The organism is Couchioplanes caeruleus (genome assembly GCF_023499255.1).
GTDB lineage: Bacteria > Actinomycetota > Actinomycetes > Mycobacteriales > Micromonosporaceae > Actinoplanes > Actinoplanes caeruleus_A.
The window spans coordinates 6,074,091-6,094,360 of sequence record NZ_CP092183.1; the positions used below are offsets into that span (position 1 = coordinate 6,074,091).

Here is a 20,270-nt window from a genome sequence, read left to right on the forward strand (position 1 = left end):
CCGATCGAAGAAGTGAAGAAGCGGGCCGGAGCACCGGCTCCGGCCCGCCCTCCGTCAGGGTGCCGGGTACTCGGTCACGAAGACCGGCTGACCGACCTTGCTGGTGTCCGCCGGGCCACCGACGCCGTTCACGACGTTGTCGATGGTGCCCGCGCTCAGGTTCACCGTCATGATGTGGTGCAGCTTGACGCCCGGGCGCTTCGGGACCTCGAAGCCGTTCGCGGTGTGGATCGACGGGTTGTTCTGGTTGAAGACGTACACGCCCGCGCCGTAGAGGGTGTGGGTGCGTACCTTGTCGCCGACCTTGTAACCCGCGTAGCCCTGTACCGGGCCGTTCATCCAGTCCGCCTGCGTCGGCGGGTCGTACGGGAGCTCGTTCTGGTACAGGATCGTCGTGCCCTTGTCGCCGTTCCAGACGGTGTTGTACTTCTGGAAGTGCTCGACGAACAGGCCCGTCGCGGTCACGTTGTCGCCGTTGATGACGGCGCCGTAGCGACCGGTGTTGGTGCGCCACCGCTGGGTGTCGCCGTTCACGCCCTCGGTGAAGCCCTCGACGCCGTGGTCCGCGCGCCACACCCAGGTGTGGTCGATGAGCACGTTGTCGCTGTTCACCTCGAGCGCGGTGTCGGTCTTGCCGATGTGCGGGCCGCCGACGCGGAAGTACACGTCGGACAGCGTGGTGGGGTTGCTGGGCGAGCTGAAGTTCAGCCCGTGGCCGTCACCGACGCGCAGCAGCGTCTTCGACTCCTTGGTGCCGGCGTCGATGGTGACACCCGCGACGACCACGCCGGGCACGTCCGCCACGGTCACCGGCGTGGCGCCGTTCACCGCGGTGAGCGTGGCGTGGCCGATGCCGAGCACGACCTGGTTGGGGTGCCAGACCTTGATGCTGCTGCCGACGTTGTACACACCCGGGGTGAGCAGCAGGTTCTTGCCCAGCGCCAGAGCGGCGTTGATCAGGCCGACCGGGGTGGACGGCTTGGCGACGAAGAAGTCGCTGATCGGCAGCGTACGGCCCGCGGTGATGTCCTCGTCCCACGAGGCGCCGCTGGTGTTGCGGTGCGCCGACGGCACGCGGACGTTGTACTTGCCCTTGGCGTCCACGAACAGGTACGGCTTCTCCCGGCTGACCGGGGTCTTGTCGACCGTCGTGTACGGCGGGTCCGGGAACGCCGAGTCGTCCGGTGCGCCCTCGACGCCGGAGAACACCTGGTTCCAGACACCGTTGGACCACTTCTGCACGGTGCTGTTACGGGTGATCCACTGCTGCTGCGAGCCGTTGACGACCTCGGGCATGTTCGAGTCGGCGATGAAGCCGCCGCTGGCGTACTGCGGGCCGGCGGTGCAGTAGTCCATCAGCGACAGGGTGCCGCCGGTGATGTTGAGCCGGCGCAGCGACACGGCCTGCGACACGGCCCAGAAGTTGGCCGTGGCGCGGCAGCCGTCCTGACCGGCGCCGTTGACGTTGATCGTCAGGTTGGACAGGGTGCGCCAGAAGTTGACCAGCGCGAGGCAGTTGCTCGTGCCACCGTCGGCGAGGCAGCGGTTGTAGACCTCCACCTTGCCGTTGATGACCACGTCCTTCGGCGAGGCGCCGAGGCCGGAGATCTCGGTGTAGTAGCCCACCTTGATCTGCAGCGGCTTCTCCGCCGTGCCGTAGGTGCCGGGCTTGAACAGGTACGCGTAGCGCTCGGTGCCCATCTCGTTGTCGACCTGCTTGGCGTGGGTCGCGTCCAGGGTGGCCTGGATCTGCTCCACCGGCATGCCGGGGTCGAAAACGGTGACGTTGGCCCCGAGGTTCGGCACGGTGCTGCCGTACCGGGCCGGCGCGGCGGTGGCGGCGGTGGGAACGCCGGTCAGGGAACCGGCGGTCGCCAGGGCCAGACCGAGGGCGAACATGCGGCCGAAACGTCGGCGTACCAGCCGGCGATCGGCCAGACGTCCAGCGCCGGCGAGGCGAGTCGTCATGCTCTGGTGGTCCTTTCCGTAACAGGGCTGCAATGAACCAGGTCACAGAAAGCGATAGATGCGGCCGGATGTCAAGGGCGGGAAGCGCTCTCTGCCCGCCGTATTCGGGCGGCATCGGGACAAGTCGCCCGGGTTCCGGAACCGGTACCGCCCGAACGGACAATCCGCCGAGATCATCCAGCTGTTGATCAAAGTCGGGGGCGGCCGGGGAAACGGCGGAGAAATCGTCGCGGAAATGACCGTCGGGAATGGACGGGCGCGATGTCATATCGCACGTGAGACGCGCTCATGTTCCTCATGACATTTGCGACTGTAATGGCCCCCTCTCGCACTGTCACGCTTTTCTGCGAACGCACCATCCATTGCCGGCACCGGCCCGACGCCCGGTGCAGCTGACCAGCTCTGGCAGGGAGACCCGTGTTCCAGCTCGCCTCCGCGATCCGGCCCGGCCGCGCCACCGGGCGGCCCGCCGACCTCCTCGCCCGCCCCGCGCCGCGGCAGCCCGTACCGGCCCGTCCGGTGCGCGCCACCCGCGCCGGGTTCGGCGAGGCCGTCGTCCTGCTCGTCCTGGACGTCGCCGCGGTGGCCGCCGTGTCGGCCGCCGCGGGCTCGTGGTGGGCCATGACGCTGATGCGCGCCGCCGCCGTGCCGCTGCCCCTCGCCGCCGCCGGGTTGTACCGCGCCCGCCTGCAGTTCGCCGTCCTCGACGACCTTCCACGCCTCGTCATCGCGCTGGCGGTCACTGCGGCCGGCACCGTCTGGCTGTCCTGGCCGGTGCTGCCGGCCCCGGACGTCCTGGCCATCGTGCTCGCCGCGCTGCTCGCCGGGCGCGTGGCGGGATACCGGCTGCTGCGCCGGCACCGACGCCGCTCCCCCGGCCGGGCGGCGATCATCGTGGGCTGCGGCGACCTGGCCGTCCAGCTCGCCGAGGCGCTGCGCGCGGACCGCTCGTACGGCATCGCGCCGGTCGGCTTCGTCGGCCCGCGCACCCTGACCCCGCCCACCCTGCCGATCCTCGCCGAGGCGGACAACCTCGAGAAGGCGGTCCTGCGCTACAAGCCGCTGCACCTGATCGTGGCGTTCCCCGCGACGCCCGAGGCCGACCTGGTCGCGACGCTGCGCCGCTGCCGCCGCCACGGCGTCACCATGCACGTCGTCCCGCGGCTGTTCGAGCTGGCGGTCGGCTGCGGCGGTACGGACTCCGTGCGCGGCATCCCGCTGGCCCGGCTGCGCCCCGAGCCGGTGCAGATGCGCCGCTGGGCGCTCAAGCGGCTCCTCGACATCTGCGGCGCGGCCGTCGCCCTGGTGCTGCTCGCGCCGGTGTTCCTGCTCTGCGCCCTGGCCGTGAAGATCGAGTCGGGCCGGCACGGGGTGCTGTTCCGCCAGGAGCGCGTCGGCCGCGACGGCGAGCCGTTCACGATCGTCAAGTTCCGCTCGCTCACCCCGTCGACCGACCTCGAGTCGCAGGTGAAGTGGAACATCAACACCGACGCCCGGCTCGGCCCGGTCGGCAGGCTGCTGCGGTTCAGCTCGCTGGACGAGCTGCCCCAGCTGGTCAACGTGCTGCGGGGCAGCATGTCGCTGGTCGGGCCGCGGCCGGAGCGGCCGTACTTCGTCGAGCAGTTCCAGCGCACGTACGCGGGCTACCTCGACCGGCACCGGGTCCCCGCCGGCATCACCGGCTGGGCGCAGATCCACGGCCTGCGCGGCGACACGTCCATCGAGGAACGCACCCGCTTCGACAACCACTACATCGAGCACTGGTCGCTCGGCCTGGACCTGAAGATCATCCTGCGGACGGTCGGCGCCATGCTCAGCATCCACCGGGTCTGACCATGACCGCTGCCCTGCTCCGTCCCGCGAACGCCGCCGGGGAACGCGCCCGGGGGCCGGTCCGGCGCCCCAGCGTGCTCGTCGCCGGCACGGTGCTGCTGATCTGCGTACCGAGCCGGATCAGCGACGTGTCCGCCTCGGGGCACATCACGGCCGCCGACCTCGGTGCCGGCCTGGTCGTGGCCGTCATCGCCGTACGCCTGCTCGGCGGGGACCGCTCGATGGCCGGACGGGCCTGGCTGCCGTTCGGCTTCGCGCTGGCCTCCTTCGCCGTCGCGACCGTGACCGCGAGCGACGTGTCGGCCAGCGTCATCGGCTTCATCCGCTACAGCGAGCTGTTCGTGCTCGTACCGGTCGCGGTGGCGATGTCGGTGCGCGACCGGCTGGACGTGTTCCTGGTCGCCGGCGCGATCATCGCCGTGACGGTCGTCGAGGGTGGCGTCGGGGTGTACCAGTACCTCACCAGGACCGGCGCCTCCTACGCCGGCGAGTACGTCCGCGCCGTCGGCACGTTCGGTCCGGAGCAGGTGATGGCCCTGGCCGCCCTGCTCGGGTACGGGCTCGTCGTGACGCTGGCCCTGGGCCTCGCGATGCGCGGCCGGGCACGCATCGGCCTGCTCGCCACGGCGGCGTTCCTGCTGCTGCCGCTCGGGCTCACGCTCAGCCGCGGCGCCTGGATCGCCACCGTGTGCGCGGTGCTCGTCCTGCTCGTGGTGGCGAACTGGCGGGTGGCCGTGGGCCTGGTCGGCCTGGGGGCGCTGGGCTTCGCCGTCCTGACGCTCACGGCCGGCGGCGCGGACCCGGCGTCGGGCACCTTCGACCAGCGCATCACCAGCATCGCCTCGTCGGGCAGCGAGCCCGACCAGTCCGTGCTGGACCGGTACGCGCTCTGGCACGCCGCCACCGCGATCTGGGCCGACCACCCGGTGCTCGGCGTCGGGCTCAAGGACTTCGCCGGCTACCGCGACAGCTACGCCTCGGTGGCGCTGTCCGCCGGCAGCGACGTCGGCGACCCCACGACCGGCGTGGGCCGCGAACCGCTGCTCTCGGCCCACAACCAGTACCTGATGGTCCTCAGCGAGCAGGGCACGGTCGGCATCCTCGCCTTCGGCACCCTGCTGGGAACGCTGGCCGCCGGTGCCGTGCGCCGCCGCGAGAGCCTGCTGCCCCCGCAGGGTCAGCGGTTCCTCGACCTCGCCGCCCCGGCGCTCATGGTGTGGACGCTCGTCGACTTCCTCTACGGCGACATCGGCGGCGGACCGAGCAGCGTCCTGCTCGCCGTGACGCTCGGGCTGGTGGCCCGGCGCGGCGTCGTCCTGCCCCGCCCGCGCCCCGGAGGTACGCCATGACGACCACCGCCCGCCGCCCCACGCTGGTCCGGGCCGCGCTGCTGACCATCGTCGTCACGATGGCCGGCTCGCTGCTGGGGCTGGTCCGCGACCTGCTGCTCGCCCGCTTCTTCGGCGCCGACGGCGGCACGGACGCGTTCCTGGTCGCGTGGACCGTGCCGGAGACCGCCTTCGTGCTGGTCGTCGAGGGCGCGATGTCGCTGCTGATGATCCCGGTGTTCAGCCGGGCGCTGGCGCAACACCGCGCGGCCCGGGAGATCGTCGCGGCCACCCTGCCCCGGGTGCTCGTCGTCCTGGTCACGCTCTCGGCCGCCACGGCGGCCGGTGCGCCCGTGCTGGTCCGCGTCGTCGCCCCCGGGCTCGCCGATCCGGCCCTGGCCGTCACGTGCACGCGGCTCACGGCGATCACCGTGCTGACCTTCGGGATCGCCGGCTACCTCAGCGCCGCGCTGCGGGCCGGCGGCGTCTTCGGCGCCCCCGCCGCGATCCACCTCGCGTACAACGTCGGCATCGTCGGGCTGATGTGGACGCTGCACGGGCCGCTGGGCATCGTCAGCGCCGCCGCCGGGGTCGCGCTCGGCAGCCTGTTCATGGTGCTCGTCCAGGTGCCGAGCTTCCTTCGCCACGTCGGGCTGCCCCGGCGCTGGCGCGGTTCCGCCCCCGCGGTGACGCTGGGCGTGGTCGCACCGATCGTCGTCTACACGCTCGCCCGGCAGGCGCAGGTCTTCGTCGAGCGCCACCTCGGCTCGTCGCTGGCGCCGGGCACGATCTCGTACCTGAACTATGCGCAGAAGGTCGCGCAGATCCCCATGCTCATCGCGCTGCTGGTCTGCACGGTCACCTTCCCCACGCTCGCGCGCAACGTCGCCGCGGGCGAGACCGAGCAGGCGCGGCGGCGGGTCGAGACGGATCTGCGGACGGTCACCGCGCTGATCCTGGTCGCGGCCGCGTACCTGGTGGCGTACGCGCCGCGGATCGTGGCCGTGCTGCTGGAGCACGGCCGGTTCACCGCCGCGGACACCGCCGCCACCGCGGCGATCATGCGGGTGTACGCCCTCGGCGTCCTCGGCCACGCGATGGTGGGCGTGCTCTCCCGGCCGTTCTTCACCGGCGAGCGGCGGACCTGGTACCCGGCCGTGGCGATGGCCGCCGGGCTCGCGGTGACCGCCGGGCTCGCCGTCGTGGCGGTGCCGTGGCTGGGGGCGTACGCGATCGCCGCGGCGAACGGCATCGGCATCACCACCACCGCCGTCCTGCTGCTCCTGGGTCTGCGGCGGCACATCGTCGCCGTCTCCGTGCCGGCCGTGGGCGCCGCGACGGCCCGGCTGGCGGCCGCGGCGGCCGGTGCCGGCACGGCCGGATGGCTGGCCGGGCGTGCGACGGCGAGCTGGCCGGCGCTGCCCGCTGCCGTGGTGGGCGGCCTGCTGGTGCTGAGTGTGTTCGTGCTCCTGGCCCGGTCGGCCGGAATTGCGGAGCTACGGAGGTTTCCCCATGTCCGATGAGCTGTCCCCGATGCCGCTGGTCCTGATGTACCACTCGGTCGAGGCGTACGACGCCGACCCGTACAAGGTGACCGTGCATCCGTCCCGCTTCGAGCGGCAACTGCGCTGGCTGGGCCGCCGCGGGCTGCGCGGGGTGGCCATGTGCGAGCTGCTCGAGGCGTACCGGGCCGGGCGCGGGCGGGGCCTGGTCGGGCTGACCTTCGACGACGGCTACCGCGACTTCGTCACCGAGGTGCTGCCCGCGCTGCGCCGGTACGGCTTCACCGCCACGGTGTTCGTGGTCGCGGGCTCGCTCGGCGGCTCCAACGCGTGGGACGAGCCCGGTCCCCGCAAGGAGCTGATGACCGCGGCGGAGGTCCGGCAGGTGGCCGCGGCGGGCATGGAGGTCGGCTCACACAGCCTGGCGCACGTGCACCTGCCGCGCGTCGGTGAGGACGAACTCGTCGACCAGGTACGCCGCAGCCGGCTCGTCCTCACCGAGATCACCGGCAGCGCGGTGACCGGGTTCTGCTACCCGTACGGCGACGCCGGCCCGCGGGAGATCCGCGCGGTCGAGGAGACCGGGTACGACTACGCCTGCGCCGTACGGGTCGCGGGCCCGGCCGGGCGGCACGCCATACCCCGCACGTTCATCGGCGACCGCGACACCGGTCCCCGGCTCGTCGCGAAGCTCGCCCGGCACCGCCTGACCACCGGCAGGGCCGCGCGATGAGGGTGCTGCACGTGATCACCGGGCTGGCCGCGGGCGGTGCCGAGCACCAGCTGCGGCTGCTGCTGCGGCGGCTGCCGTACGACTGCGAGGTCGCCACGCTGTCGAACCCGGGCGCGGTGGCCACGGCGATCCGGGCCGACGGCACGACGGTGCACGAGTTCACGATGTCGAGCAACCGGGACGTGTCCGTGGTGGGCGCCCTGCGCCGGCTCATCCGCGACGGCGGGTTCGACCTCGTGCACACCCACCTGTACCGCGCCTGCGTGCACGGCCGGGTCGCCGCCCGCCTCGCCGGGGTGCCGGTCGTGGCCACCGAGCATTCCCTCGGCGACACGCACATCGAGGGCCGGCGCACCTCCGCGGGCGTCCGCGCCCTGTACCTCGCGACCGAGCGGATGGGCCGGATGACGATCGCCGTCTCCGACACCGTCGCGCGGCGGCTGCGGGCGTGGGGCGTACCGGCGCACCGGATCGCCGTGATCCCCAACGGCATCGACGCCGCGGAGTTCACGTACGACCCGGTGGTGCGCGTGCGGACCCGGCAGCGGCTGGGAATCCCCCGCGGCGCGGTGGTCATCGGCGGCGTCGGGCGCCTGGAGCCGGGCAAGCGGTTCGACCACCTGATCTGGGCGCTGGGTGAGGTGCCGGGCGCGATGCTGCTGCTCGTCGGCGACGGCTCGGCCGGTCCGGCGCTGCGCGAGCAGGCCGTACGGTCCGGCGTCGGCAACCGGGTCCTGTTCACCGGGGCCGTCGGTCACGTCCGCGACCTGCTCTGCGCGATGGACGTGTTCGCCTCGCCGTCCACCCAGGAGACCTTCGGGCTCGCGGTGCTGGAGGCCCTCGCCTGCGGCCTGCCCGCCCTCTACGCGGCCTGCCCGCCGCTGGACGGGGTGCCCGACAGCGGGGCGCAGCGGCTCTCCCGCGACCCGGAGTCGCTGCCCCGCGCGCTGCGCGCGGAGGTGCTGCGGCTCGCCGAGCGCGACGGGGCCCGGCTGCCGGTCCCGCCGATCGCCACCCGCTACGACATCGCCCGGCTCGCCGATTCGGTCAGCCGGCTCTACGAACGCATCGTCCTGAGGCAGCCTGTCGAGAGCAAAGGGCCACAACGGTGAAGTCACGCGAGATCCTGCCGCGCCTGGTGCGCCGCTTCGGGCTGCTGCTCCTGCTGACCGTCATCGGCGGTGCGGCCGGGGCGGCGTACGCGGCACTGAAGACCCCGGCCTACACGGCCAAGGCGTACGTGGTGGCGGTCGGAACGCCCGGCGACTCCGTGGCCGCGCTGAACTTCGCGCAGGCGTACGGCCGGATCGCGACCAGCGGGCCGGTCCTCGTGCAGGCGCGGGCCCGGCTCGGCGCCGACGCGTCGGGCCTGGACCGGGTGACCGCCGCGACCTCGCCGGACGCCCCGGTCGTCGAGATCACCGCGACCGGGCCGGACGCCCGGCACACCACCGACGTGGCGAACGCGGTGGCCGGCGCCCTCGCCGACTACGGCAGCCTGCGCAGCGCCGACACCAAGGTCGGGCTGTCGCTGCTGGCCGGCGCCACGGTCCCGGAACGGCCGAGCTCACCACGGCCGCCGCTGGAGCTGGCCGTCGGCGCGGCCGGCGGGCTGCTGATCGGCGGCCTGGGTGTGCTGGCCGGCGTGGGCCGGGGCGCGACGGCGGTCGCCGCCGGGGAACCGGCCCGGTACGAGGCCCAGGTGGAGGAGGTGGCGGACGACACGGTGGCGGACGACGCGGTGGACGACGCCGTGGACGTGCCCGCCGAGCGCTACCGCGGGACCGCGCTGGTGCAGCCGCCACCGAAGGAGATCACCGCGTACCGGGTGGACGAGCCGGTGCCGCCGATACCCGTGCAGCGCGTCGTCGGGCGCGCCACGGTGGCCGGGATGGAGGACGAATGATCGCCATCGGCGAGGACCTGTGGACCGCGGAGACCCGGCGCGGCGACGACGCGCTGGCCGGGCTGCGCGACGACTGGGAGGACCTGTACGCCCGCAGCAGCACCGCCACGCCGTTCCAGGCGTACACATGGCTCGAGTCGTGGTGGCGCTCGTACGGCACGCCGGGCACGCTGCGTGTCACCCTCGTACGCCACCAGGGCCGCCTCGTCGCGGCCGCGCCGTTCATGCTGACCCGCCCCCGGGGCGCCGCGGTGCTGACGCCGCTCGGCGGCGCGCTGGCCGACTTCACCGACGTGCTGGTCGCCGACGACACCGTCCGTCCCGCGACGCGGATCCTCGCCCGGGCGCTGCTGCTCGATCCCGGCTGGGACGCCGTGGACCTGCCCGAGTCCCGGCCCGGCCCGGCCGGCGCCACCCTCTGGCAGACCTGGTCCGGGCGCAAGTGGCGGATGCCGGCCTCGCTCTGCTTCGAGGTGCCGGCCATGCCGATGGAGGATCTCGTCCGGGCGCTGCCGCCCAAGACGCGCAAGACCGTCCGGCGCCGGCTCAACCAGCTGACGCGTACCGATGTGGACGTGCGCGAGGTGACCCCCGGGCGGGCCGCGCCGGCCGTCGCCGAGCTGCTGCGCCTGCACGAGCGGCAGTGGCGCGGCCGGGGGATCAACGAGCACCACCTCAGCCCGCGGTTCGCCGCCCACCTCACCCGGTCGGTCACCGGCATGCTCGCCCGCGGCCAGGCCGCCCTGTACGAGTACCGCCTCGACGGGCGGCTGATGTGCTCGTCGCTGATGCTCATCGGGCGCGACCTCGTCGGCGGCTACCTCTACGGCGCCGACCCGGAGCTGCGCGACCGCGTGGACGTCAGCACGATGCTGATGAACGACACCCTCCCGCTCGCGCACCGGTTGGGGCTGCCGGCGATGAGCATGCTGCGCGGCGACGAGCCGTACAAGCTGCGCTGGCAGCCCCGGCTCGCGCGCAACGAGCGGATGGTGCTGGGCCGGCCCGGGAGCGTGCGCGCCATGGCGTACGGGCTGCGCGTCCGGTCGGTGCGCGCGGCGGTGCAGACGGCCAAGGAGCACGCGCCGTGGCTGCGTACGGTCCGCGACCGGCTCCGGCACGGCGGCGAAGGCGCCGGGCTCGCGAGCGGCGGGACCGCCGGCGGCGAAGGCGCCGGGCTCGCGAGCGGCGGGGACGTCGGCGCCGGGGAGGCGCGGTGAGCCCGGCGGTGCTGCACGTGGCCCAGCCGCGCGACGGCGGCGTCGCACACTACGTCGCCGCCGCCTGCCGCGACCAGATGGCCCGGGGCTGGCGGGTCGCGGTCGCCTGCCCGGACGGCGGCCGGCTCGCCGCCGACCTCGCCGCGGCCGGCGTCCCGCGGCTGCGCTGGCCGGCCGTGCGCAGCCCCGGACCGGAGTCGCTCGGCGAGGCGCTGCGGCTGCGGGCCCTCGCCGACCGGGTCCGCCCCGACGTCATCCACCTGCACGCGAGCAAGGCCGGGCTGGCGGGCCGGCTGCGGCCGCCCCGCCGGGTGCCGATCCTCTTCCAGCCGCACGGCTGGTCCTGGCTGGCCACCGCGGGACCGGTACGCGCCGCCAGCCTGGCCTGGGAACGCGCCGCCGCCCGCTGGACCGACCTGCTGCTCTGCGTCGGCCACGGCGAGGCCGAGCAGGGCCGCTCGCACGGCGTCCGCGGCCGGTACGCCGTCGTGCACAACGGCGTGGACCTCGACCACTTCGCCCCCGCCGGTGACGTCGCGCGCACCGCCGCCCGGGACCGGCTCGGGCTGCCCGGCCGGGCCCCGCTCGCCGTCTGCGTCGGGCGGCTGACCCGGCAGAAGGGCCAGGACGTGCTGCTCGCCGCGTGGCCGCTGATCCGGCGCTCCTGCCCGGACGCCCGGCTCGCGCTCGTCGGCAACGGCGACCAGGTGGCTGCCCTGCGCGCCGTCGCGGGCCCCGGCGTGACCTTCGCGGGCGCGGTGGACGACGTCCGTGACTGGCTGGCGGCGGCCGACGTGGTGGCGCTGCCGTCGCGGTGGGAAGGGCTGTCGCTGACCGTGCTGGAGGCCCTCGCCACCGGACGCAGCGTCGTGGTCAGCGACGTGCCCGGCCTCGGCGACGTCGTCACGCCCGGCGTCGGCGAGCGGGTGCCGCCCGATGACCCGTCCGCGCTCGCGGAGGCGGTCGCCCGACGGCTGACCTGCGGCGCCCTGGCCCGCGTGGAAGGTGAGGCCGCCGCCTGCCACGCGGCCGCCTTCGACTCGCGGCTGACCTTCGAGCGGCTGGCAGTCCGTACGGCCGCGCTCGCGAACGACCGGTAGGAGGCGGAATGGTGCTCCAGCAGGTGACCCCGGACCTGGCCGACCCGGCGTTCTGGCGGCTCCCGCCGGAGCAGCGGCTGGCGGCGTACCGGGTGCTGCGCGGGCTCGGCGCCCCGGCCCGCGGCGGCGACGGCTCGTACGTGCTGGCGCGGCACCGCGACGTCGTCGAGGCGAGCCGCCGGCCCGACGTGTTCCTCAGCGGGCCCGGCGTCACCACGCCCCGCCCGCCGGCCTGGGTCCGTACGGTCTTCGGCGACTCGATGGTCAACATGGACGATCCGCGGCACGCCCGGCTGCGCGGCGTCGTCTCCCGGGCGTTCACGCCGCGGGTACTGGCGCGGATCTCCGCGGACGTGGACCGCATCGCCCGCGGCATCGTGGCCGACGTCGTCGCCGGGCGGCCTACCGAGTTCGTCGCGGCGGTCGCGACCCGGATGCCCTTCGAGGTCATCTGCACGATGATGGGGGTGCCGGACGCGTACCGGCACGAGCTGCTGGCCGAGATCGGGCGGGCCACCGAGGGGACGACCGTACGGCGGGGGCTGCGCGTGCCGGGCCGGGGGCTGCGCGCCCTGGCCCGCATGCACCGCGTGATCGCCCGGGTGGCCCGGGAGCGGCGTCGCGAGCCCACCGACGACCTCATCTCCGCGCTCGCCGCCGCCGACCTCACCGGCCGCGAGCTGGGCGCGTTCTTCTCGCTGCTGATGGTGGCCGGCGTGGAGACCACCCGCAACGCCGTCGCGCACGGCCTGCACCTGCTCAGCGAGAACCCGGACCAGCGGGAGCTGCTCGCCGGCGACGTCGGCCGGTACGCGCCCGGCTTCGTCGACGAGGTCGTGCGGCACTCGTCGCCGATCGTGCAGTTCCGCCGGACCCTCGCCCGCGACCACGAGCTGGGCGGGCGGCTGCTGCCCGCGGGCGCCGACGTGGTGCTCTGCTACGCCTCGGCCAACCGGGACGAGAGCGTCTTCGCCGACCCGGACCGCTTCGACCTGACCCGCCACCCGAACCCGCACGTCGGCTTCGGCGGCGGCGGCCCGCACTTCTGCCTCGGCACCGCGCTCGCCCGCCAGGAGATGACCGCGCTGTTCCGCGAGCTCCTCACGCGCCTTCCCGACATCCGGTCGGTGGGCGAGCCGGTGCTCGTGCCGTCCAGCTTCGACAACCGCGTGGGACGGCTGTCGTTCACGTACTGAAGGGACGCCCCGTGATCCGCCGCGCCGTCTGCCTGCTGCTCTGCCTGCTGGCCGCAGCGGCCTGCACCACGCCGGGCCGAGCCGGGCCACGGGTGAGCGCGCCGGCGCCCGCGCCCGCCCTGCCCGACGGCCACAAGGGCGGCTGGACGCTGGCGTTCCACGACGAGTTCGACGGCGACCGGCTGGACCCGGCGCGGTGGGCCGACCACTCCAGCGCCGAACCGGACGAGGGCCGCGGCAACCTGGGCAACCAGCAGCTCGAGTGGAACCGGGCCGCCAACTGCCGGGTCGGCGGCGGCGAACTGGTGATGACGGCACGCCGGGAGACCGTCACGTCACCGTCGAGCGGGCAGCGCTACGACTGGACGTCGTGCCTGATCACGAGCACACCCGCGTACGCGTTCCAGTACGGCTATCTGGAGGAACGGGCGATCCTGCCCGCGGCGCGCGGCTTCTGGCCCGCGTTCTGGACGTGGCAGGCGCGCGGCGTCGACCGGCACACCGAGACCGACGCGTACGAGTTCTACTCCGACAACCATCGGCGGCTCTACGGCACCCAGTTCTCCGGCGCGCGCGGGCGCTGCGAGTGGCGGCCGGCGTTCGATCCGACCGCGGGCTGGCACACGTACGGCGTCGCCGTCGAACCGTCCGGCACCACCTGGTACGCCGACGGCAAGCGTGTCTGCCGCAGCGACGCCACCTCGGACGCGCTGACGGCGATCATCTCGAACCTGGCCGTCTACTCGCGGATCCCGCCGGAGCCAGCGACGACCGGCGCCGTCAAGCGGGTCGACTACATCAGGGCGTGGACCGCGTCGTGACGGCCGCCCGCCCGGCCCGGTCCCGCCGTACGACCGCCCGCAGCAGCAGCACGCCGGCCACTCCCCCGGCCGTGTTGGCGATCAGGTCGTTGACGTCGACCGTACGGAAGCTGCCCAGCGTCAGCCACCACACCAGCTGCAGCGTCTCGATGGCGGCGCTGCACGCGAGCGACACCGCGGCGATGCGGCGCAGCGATCCGGCGGCCGGCCACAGCAGCGGCACGAGCAGGCCGAGCGGCACGAACATGACCACGTTGAGCAGGAAGCTCCACGCCTCCACCCGGAACGGCACCCAGTGCACGACGATCCACCAGGGCAGCCCCGGCCGCGCGTCCGGCGGCCGCATCCGGACCGGCACGACGGTCACGGCCGCGACGCTCACCGCGTACAGGAGGAGGATCGACGCCGTGACCACCCGCCGCCGCGGGCCGAATCTCATGCCTGAACTGTAGGCGGATCCTCGCGGGTCAGCGCAGCCAGCCGTCCTTGCGGACGATGCGGATCGCGTCGAGCCGGTTGCGGGCGCCGGTCTTGTAGATCACCGAGGACAGGTAGTTGCGCACCGTCCCGCCGGACAGATAGAGCCGCTTCGCGATGTCGTCGACCGAGTCGCCCTCCGCCGCCAGACCCAGCACCTCGAGCTCGCGGGTGCTCAGGCCCCGTTCGGTGTTGAGCGACGCCGCCTGCAGCCGCGGGTGCACGATCCGCTCACCGGCCGCCAGCCGCCGCACCGAATCCGCCAGGTACGCCGCCGAGGCCTCCTTGAGCAGGAAGCTCACCTCACCGCCGCGGCGGCGGGGCGGCAGCATCCCGGGCTTGGTCGGGTCGCAGAGGACGAGGACCGAGCACGACGGGACCCGCGCGCGCAGCTCCGCGGCGGCCGGCAGGACCTGGCTGACCATGAGCTCGGTGTCGATGACGACCACGTGCGGCGTGAAGGGCACGGCCCGGGCGGCCACGTCGTGGTCCATCGGCAACGTGCCGACCACCTCGATGTCCGGCTGGGCACTCAGCAGAACCCGTACCTGGATGCCGAAATACCCGCCGTCGCGCACCACCAGAACCCGGATCATCGTGCCTCCTCACCGGCAGCGTCCGATTCCGACGGTAGTCCTCCGCGGCCTCTCCCGCATGGGGCCGGACACCATTCCGACAGGTGTTCCTACGCCCGTCAAACGATGTCCTTCGTCGTCGTTCGCACTGCTCAGAGTGCCCGTTGCCAAGCGCGAGGCGATGAGTCGACGGCTCCCGCGAAGATCGACAGGCGTCAGCGGTCGTGACAATTGTGTCCGATCGGCCGAATAACGTCCGACATTGCGACGGGGCCGCCTCGCCAATCGTTTCGTCCTTTGCGGACAGCGACCCTCTGGACGAAACAACGAAGACCTATTCGCGGCGCAAATGGCGGTTAGTGGCCGAACAGGACGGTACGCCCTTGCTTGACCTGTCCGGCGGTGTAGGCCACCTGGTCGATCGGCGCGCCGAGCGCGTCCACCAGCGTGAGGGTGCCGCCGGCGTTGCCCAGCCGCAGCGACCCCGCCGCCACCTGCACGACATCGCCCGCCGCCAGCGTGCCGTCGAGGGCACGGCTGCCGCCGGAGCGGTCCCGCAGCGTCCAGCCGGCCAGGTCGACGGCCGCCGCGGTGGCGTTGAGCAGGGTCAGCCGTTCCCGGCCCGGATCCGGCCCGGCCGGGTCCGGCAGCGCGGCCACGATCACCACGTCCCCCGCCGCGGGCGCCGACGGGCGGGTGGACGCCGTCGGCGGGTCGGGCATGATCACGAAGTCCTCCGGCCACGCCGTCAGCTGCACCGTGGTGCCGCGCGCCACGACCACGTCGTGCAGGTTGCCCGTCTCCAGGCGATCGAGCAGGAACACCGCGTCGTCGCGGTTGACCGGATCCGATCGCAGCCACGCGTCGAACCCGTCGAGGTTCGCCGCGCCGGTGGCCAGGTACGGCACGAGCCGGCGGAACAGCTTCGGCCAGCACACCAGCGACCGCAGGGCCGCCGCGCCGGTGACGACGGCCGGTCCGTCCGGGTCGGCGGTCGAGCGCGGCCAGATTCCCGCCGCGTCGGCCCGCGCCTTGCGCGACACCCCGGCGAGATGCGTACGCAGGGACGCCGGCAGCGTCGAGTAGAACGCCGGATACACCAGCCCCGCCGCGAGCAGGCGCGCGTTGAGCGACCGGTCGGCCAGCGCGTCGTCGAGGAACACGGTGCCGCCGTCCGGCCCGTCCGGCTCACCCGGGAAGACGAAACCGATCAGGCGGCCGTTCGCGTCGACGCCGTTGGACAGCACGTGCCCGCGTACGGCGTCCCGGTCCGCGGCGCGCACCTTGTTGGGCAGATCGTCGAAGAACTGCAGCCCGGTGAAGCCGAGCAGCCGCAGCAGCTCGTCGCGCGCCGCGTTCGCCCCGGCGAGCTCCTGGTGCGTCTCGGCGAAGTGCGTCTCCAGCGCGTCGATGGCCTCCAGGCGTACGGAGACCCCCCGAGCGGTCAGGTCCGGCGGGGTGCCCGAGGGGCGGGCCAGCCGCTCCACCAGTCCCGGCGAGTCCGGCCGGAACTTGACCGTGTCCCCGTCCGGCTCCGGTCCCTGACGCGGCAGATCCGCGTACCGGACGACGAACTCTCCCCGCAGCACCGTGTACGTCATGACGCCCTCCCGCCCGAACGCTAAGCCCCGGGCCGCCTCACCAGGGCTGATACGTCGGGTACCCGTCGCCCGGCCGCATCCTTCCCCACCGCCGCGGCGACGAGGTGACCGCGATGCCGCGGGGGTGGCGCCGGCCGATCGTTGCGGGCAGCATGGCCACGTGTCGCAGCCGTCCCCCCTTTACGCCTCCCGGCAACGCGCCCAGGCGCTCGCCGGATCCGGTGACCTCGCCCAGGCCCGCGCCGTGCTCGAGCACGCCGTCGAGCTGGGCCGGCTCAACCTGGGCGAGGACGACCCCGACGTGCTGCTCACCGCGCAGCAGCTGGCCACGCTGCACCAGCAGGCCGGCGACCCCTCGGGCGCCCGGCGCGTGCTGGAGGAGGCGTACGCGGCCGGGCAGTGGCGGCTCGGCGACGGCGATCCCGTGATGCTCGGCATCTCCTTCGACCTCGGGGTGGTCGCGGAGGAGATGGAGAACCGGCACGAGGCACGCCGCGCCTTCGGCCGCGTCGCCGCCCACGGGCCGGCGGTGCTGGGCACGGACCATTGGGCGGTCGCCCGGGCGCGGGCCTATCTGGGCGACGAACCGCCGACGGTACGCATCGAGCTGCCCGCCCCGCCGCCGGCGCCCGCCCCCGCGCCCGTGGCCCAGCCGGCCCCGCCGCCCGCGCCCCAGCCGGCGCCGATGCCCGTGCCGCACATCCCTGCGCAGCGTGTGACGTATGTCGAGCAGCCGCCGCCGCACGTCATCTCTGTGCCGCCGATCACCACGGCGGTTCCCGCACCGGCGACCGGCGGGCGGTCGCCGGCCCTGTTCGCCGCGATCGCCGCGGGGCTCGGCGTGGTCATCGCCGTGGCCGCACTCGTGGTGGTGCTGGCCCGCTCCGGCGACGACGGCGGCAAGTCCGATGTGCCAACTCTGAGCGGCCCGGCCCCCACCGACGTACGCGTGCGCGACTACGGGGCGTCGGTACAGCTCTTCTGGGCCGACCCCGCCAACGGCCGGACGTCGTTCATGATCACCGGTGGTCACCCCGGCGAGCAGCTCAAGCCCATGGGACAGGTCGGACCCACCACGACCTCGTTCAACCTCAACGGGCTCAACCCGGAGCTGGACTACTGCTTCGCCGTCGTGGCGGTCTACAGCACGAGTCAGTTCGCCACGTCGCCGCAGGCGTGCACCAGCCGTACGCGCAGTGACCCGTCCCCGCGGAAGAGCCGAAGATGATCACTCTCGGCGATCACGACTATCCACAACCGTGACTGGCCGGGTGTCCACGCCCCCACGCCGACCCCTATGATGGCCTGCGTCCTGGAGCAGGTCAGCCGGTGAACGGGAGGGGATGCGGGCTGTGGCCAGTGCAGATGCGCCCAGTGAAGGCGCGATGACCGACCGGCGCGGGCGGCCGTGGCGCAGCCGTGGCGGGCTGGTCACGATCGGCACTGTCCTCACGCTCGTCGCGGGCCTCGGGCTCACCGTCCTGGGGCTCGGCGCGGCCGATCAGGCCGTGGCGAGCTTCGACGCCGCGTCCTGGGTGTGGAGCCGGGCCAAGGGCGAGGTCGCCCGGGTCAACGGCGTCACCGCCCGGGTGGACACCCGCGTCGACGTGCCCCGCGCCCGTGGCCATCAGATCCAGGTCACCCAGAACGACCGCTTCGTGATCCTGCGCGACGTGCAGACGGGCACGGTGAGCACGATGGACCTCACGTCGCTGCGGGAGGCCGCCGGCACCTGGTCCACGGCGTCGGGCATCGGCGTGCGGGTCGCCCTGGACGACGACGCCGCCTTCGTCATCGACTCCGTGCAGGGCGAGATCCGCCAGCTGGACCCGGCGACGCTCCAGCCGGTCGGCGAGTCGCTGCGCTTCCCGCCCGGCATCACCGGCGGCACCTTCGACGGCAAGGGCCGGCTGTGGATCGCCGTACCCAGCGAGGGCACGGTCTCCGCGATCACACCGGCGCCGCTGCCCGGCGCCACGAAGGACGCCGCCGCGCAGGCCGCCACGGGCCCGGTGCTGGTGCGCACGGAGTCCGTCGCGCCCGGCAACCACGACCTCATGATCTCCACGCTCGAGGACGGCGTGGCGGTGCTCAACCGCACCACCAACGGCCTCACCACCATCCGCGACGCGACCGGCGGCACAGTATCGGTCACGCTGCCGCTGGACGGCCCCGGCTCGCTGCCGGAACACACCGAGGGCACGGTCGTGCCGGTCACCGTCGCCGACTCCCGCCGGGTGTACGGCGTGAGCGACGGCCGCACCACCACCGACTTCCAGGTCCCCGGCGACGGCGCGGAGCTGCGGCCCGCCGTCGCGTGGGAGGGCTACTTCTACGTCGCCGACGAGCCCACCGGCAAGGTGCACGTGTTCGACCAGGCCGGGCGCGCGCAGAAGGACATCGGTTTCCGCAACCCGGGCGGGCCGCTCGAGCTGGAGGTCCGGGAGAACTACCTGTTCATCAACGCGCCCGGCTCCTCCACCGCGCGCGTGGTCGACGACGCCCACAAGGTGCGGGTCGTCGACAAGTACGCCGACGACGTGCTCGGTGGCGACCCGCCGCCCACCCCGCCGGACCCGCCGCCGCCCCCGCCGAAGCCGAGGAAGCCCCCGGTCACGGAGCCGGGCGCGCCCCGCAACGTCCGGGCGGCGGCCGGCAACGCCGAGGCTCGCGTGACCTGGCAGGCGGCCGCCGCCAACGGTGCCTCCGTCACGCGGTACGTGGTCGAGGGCGCGGGCAAGACCTTCCAGGTGGGCGCCAACCAGCGCTCGCTCAGCGTCACCGGCCTCACCAACGGCGAGACGTACCGGTTCGCGGTGCACGCGGTGAACAAGAAGGGCGACGGCCCCACCCGGACGAGCAACGCGGTCAAGCCGACCTCCGAGGTGCCGGACGCGCCGACCGCCGTCACCGCCGAGGCCGAGCCGGACGGCACGGTGGTGGTCAGCTGGCCGGCCGCCAACGGCCAGGGCCTCGACATCAAGCGCTACACGGTCACGGCGATCAGCGAGGGCGGCAGCTCGCCCGTCGGCGACGCCGAGGACACCTCGCTGACCATCAAGGACGGCGACCTGGAATACGGCAAGCAGTACGCGTTCACGGTCGTCTCGATCAACGAGCGCGGCGCCGGCTCCGAGGCGTCCCCGGTGAGCGCCAGCGTCGTGCCGTTCACCCGGCCCGGCCGCCCCGAGGGCGTGGACGCCGCGACCGTCGGCGACCAGCCCGGCGCGATCCGGGTCGCCTGGACGGCCCCGGCGGACAACGGCCGGCCGATCACGAAGTACCTGGTCGCGGCCGGCGGCAGGACCAGCGAGGTCACGAACGGCACCGGCGCAACGCTCACCGGCTTCGGCGAGGGCGAGACCGTGTCGGTCGAGGTGCGCGCGGTCAACGAGGCGGGCGAGAGCGAGCCCGGCTCGGCCACGGCCCGCACGGTCGCCAAGCCCACCGTCACGGTCACCGGCTCCTCGGCCGGCTACGACAACGCCACGGTGAAGTTCACCGTCGACGCGGGCGGCGGCACCGCGGCCTGCTCGCTGTCCGGCGGCGGCGGGTCCGACTCGGGCAGCTGCTCCAGCCTCACGGTCAAGGGTCTGACGGCCGGCACGCCGTACACGTTCAAGCTCACCGTGAAGAACGCCGCCGGCACCGTGACCGCGGACCGCGACGTGCAGACGGACCAGCTGCACGGCACGGCGACCTGCAACAACGGCGAGAACGGCGACACCGCGCACTACTGCGACAAGGACGTCGACGGGCGCAACGGCAACGAGATCTTCAGCGTCACCTCGCAGGACAACGACAAGCAGGTCGGCTGGGCCAGACCCGGCACGGATCTGCTCGCCTACTGCAAGAAGAAGGGTGACAAGATCGACTCGTACATCTACAACCACCAGAAGGTGTCGACCTGGTGGGTCCAGGTGAAGTACAGCGGCAAGAACTACATCCCGTACGCCTGGTTCAACCTCGACGCCGGCGACAACATCGACATGCTGCCGACGTGCTGAGGA

General features: G+C 73.6%; 16 protein-coding genes. 12 read left to right on the plus strand and 4 right to left on the minus strand.

The annotated features are described in order from the left end of the window. Window positions 1-54 precede the first annotated feature (54 nt). Window positions 55-1,968 carry an adenylyl cyclase gene (locus tag COUCH_RS28095; RefSeq protein ID WP_430640824.1) on the minus strand — a complete coding sequence of 638 codons (1,914 nt, stop codon included), beginning with the start codon at window positions 1,966-1,968 and terminating at the stop codon, window positions 55-57. 417 nt (window positions 1,969-2,385) lie between these two features. Here COUCH_RS28095 and COUCH_RS28100 point away from each other — a divergent pair, with 417 nt between their 5' ends. Genes COUCH_RS28100 through COUCH_RS28145 form a run of 10 tightly spaced genes read left to right on the plus strand, consistent with a single transcriptional unit; the run spans window position 2,386 to window position 13,607 of the window. Then, on the plus strand, window positions 2,386-3,801 hold the full coding sequence (locus COUCH_RS28100) for a sugar transferase (RefSeq protein WP_249608226.1): 1,416 nt from the start codon (window positions 2,386-2,388) through the stop codon (window positions 3,799-3,801). Between the two features lie 2 nt (window positions 3,802-3,803). Continuing rightward, window positions 3,804-5,150 (plus strand): O-antigen ligase family protein, encoded by a 1,347-nt coding sequence (locus tag COUCH_RS28105; RefSeq protein WP_249608227.1) that lies wholly within the window; start codon window positions 3,804-3,806, stop codon window positions 5,148-5,150. Then, the gene (locus tag COUCH_RS28110; protein WP_249608228.1) at window positions 5,147-6,652 is read left to right on the plus strand and encodes a lipid II flippase MurJ; all 1,506 of its coding nucleotides are present in this window, start codon (window positions 5,147-5,149) and stop codon (window positions 6,650-6,652) included. Before COUCH_RS28105 ends, COUCH_RS28110 begins: the two co-directional genes overlap by 4 nt. Then, window positions 6,642-7,364 carry a polysaccharide deacetylase family protein gene (locus COUCH_RS28115; protein WP_249608229.1) on the plus strand — a complete coding sequence of 241 codons (723 nt, stop codon included), beginning with the start codon at window positions 6,642-6,644 and terminating at the stop codon, window positions 7,362-7,364. Before COUCH_RS28110 ends, COUCH_RS28115 begins: the two co-directional genes overlap by 11 nt. Beyond that, on the plus strand, window positions 7,361-8,476 hold the full coding sequence (locus tag COUCH_RS28120) for a glycosyltransferase (protein ID WP_249608230.1): 1,116 nt from the start codon (window positions 7,361-7,363) through the stop codon (window positions 8,474-8,476). Before COUCH_RS28115 ends, COUCH_RS28120 begins: the two co-directional genes overlap by 4 nt. Beyond that, window positions 8,473-9,270, plus strand: coding sequence for a Wzz/FepE/Etk N-terminal domain-containing protein (locus COUCH_RS28125; protein ID WP_249608231.1), 798 nt, complete (start codon window positions 8,473-8,475; stop codon window positions 9,268-9,270). The genes COUCH_RS28120 and COUCH_RS28125 overlap by 4 nt, the downstream gene beginning before the upstream one ends. After that, complete coding sequence (locus COUCH_RS28130) at window positions 9,267-10,490, plus strand: GNAT family N-acetyltransferase (protein ID WP_249608232.1); 1,224 nt, start codon at window positions 9,267-9,269, stop codon at window positions 10,488-10,490. Before COUCH_RS28125 ends, COUCH_RS28130 begins: the two co-directional genes overlap by 4 nt. After that, window positions 10,487-11,590, plus strand: a complete 1,104-nt coding sequence (locus COUCH_RS28135; RefSeq protein WP_249608233.1) for a glycosyltransferase — start codon at window positions 10,487-10,489, stop codon at window positions 11,588-11,590. Before COUCH_RS28130 ends, COUCH_RS28135 begins: the two co-directional genes overlap by 4 nt. 8 nt (window positions 11,591-11,598) lie before the next feature. Next, window positions 11,599-12,786 (plus strand): cytochrome P450, encoded by a 1,188-nt coding sequence (locus COUCH_RS28140; RefSeq protein WP_249608234.1) that lies wholly within the window; start codon window positions 11,599-11,601, stop codon window positions 12,784-12,786. Window positions 12,787-12,797: 11 nt separating this feature from the next. Further along, the gene (locus COUCH_RS28145; RefSeq protein ID WP_249608235.1) at window positions 12,798-13,607 is read left to right on the plus strand and encodes a glycoside hydrolase family 16 protein; all 810 of its coding nucleotides are present in this window, start codon (window positions 12,798-12,800) and stop codon (window positions 13,605-13,607) included. On the opposite strand, the gene COUCH_RS28150 is transcribed toward COUCH_RS28145, so the two are convergent. From COUCH_RS28150 to COUCH_RS28160, 3 genes are all read right to left on the minus strand, one after another. Beyond that, on the minus strand, window positions 13,585-14,046 hold the full coding sequence (locus COUCH_RS28150; RefSeq protein WP_249608236.1) for a VanZ family protein: 462 nt from the start codon (window positions 14,044-14,046) through the stop codon (window positions 13,585-13,587). The two genes, COUCH_RS28145 and COUCH_RS28150, sit on opposite strands and share 23 nt — an antisense overlap. Window positions 14,047-14,074: 28 nt before the next feature. Further along, window positions 14,075-14,680, minus strand: a complete 606-nt coding sequence (locus COUCH_RS28155) for a response regulator transcription factor (protein WP_249608237.1) — start codon at window positions 14,678-14,680, stop codon at window positions 14,075-14,077. A gap of 335 nt (window positions 14,681-15,015) precedes the next feature. Then, the gene (locus COUCH_RS28160; RefSeq protein ID WP_249608238.1) at window positions 15,016-16,260 is read right to left on the minus strand and encodes a lamin tail domain-containing protein; all 1,245 of its coding nucleotides are present in this window, start codon (window positions 16,258-16,260) and stop codon (window positions 15,016-15,018) included. Window positions 16,261-16,420: 160 nt separating this feature from the next. Between COUCH_RS28160 and COUCH_RS28165 the strand changes: the two genes are divergently transcribed. After that, on the plus strand, window positions 16,421-17,488 hold the full coding sequence (locus COUCH_RS28165) for a tetratricopeptide repeat protein (RefSeq protein ID WP_249608239.1): 1,068 nt from the start codon (window positions 16,421-16,423) through the stop codon (window positions 17,486-17,488). Window positions 17,489-17,645: 157 nt separating this feature from the next. Further along, entirely contained in the window at window positions 17,646-20,267 is a 2,622-nt protein-coding gene (locus tag COUCH_RS28170; protein WP_249608240.1) for a fibronectin type III domain-containing protein, read from the plus strand. The last annotated feature ends 3 nt before the right edge of the window (window positions 20,268-20,270 follow it).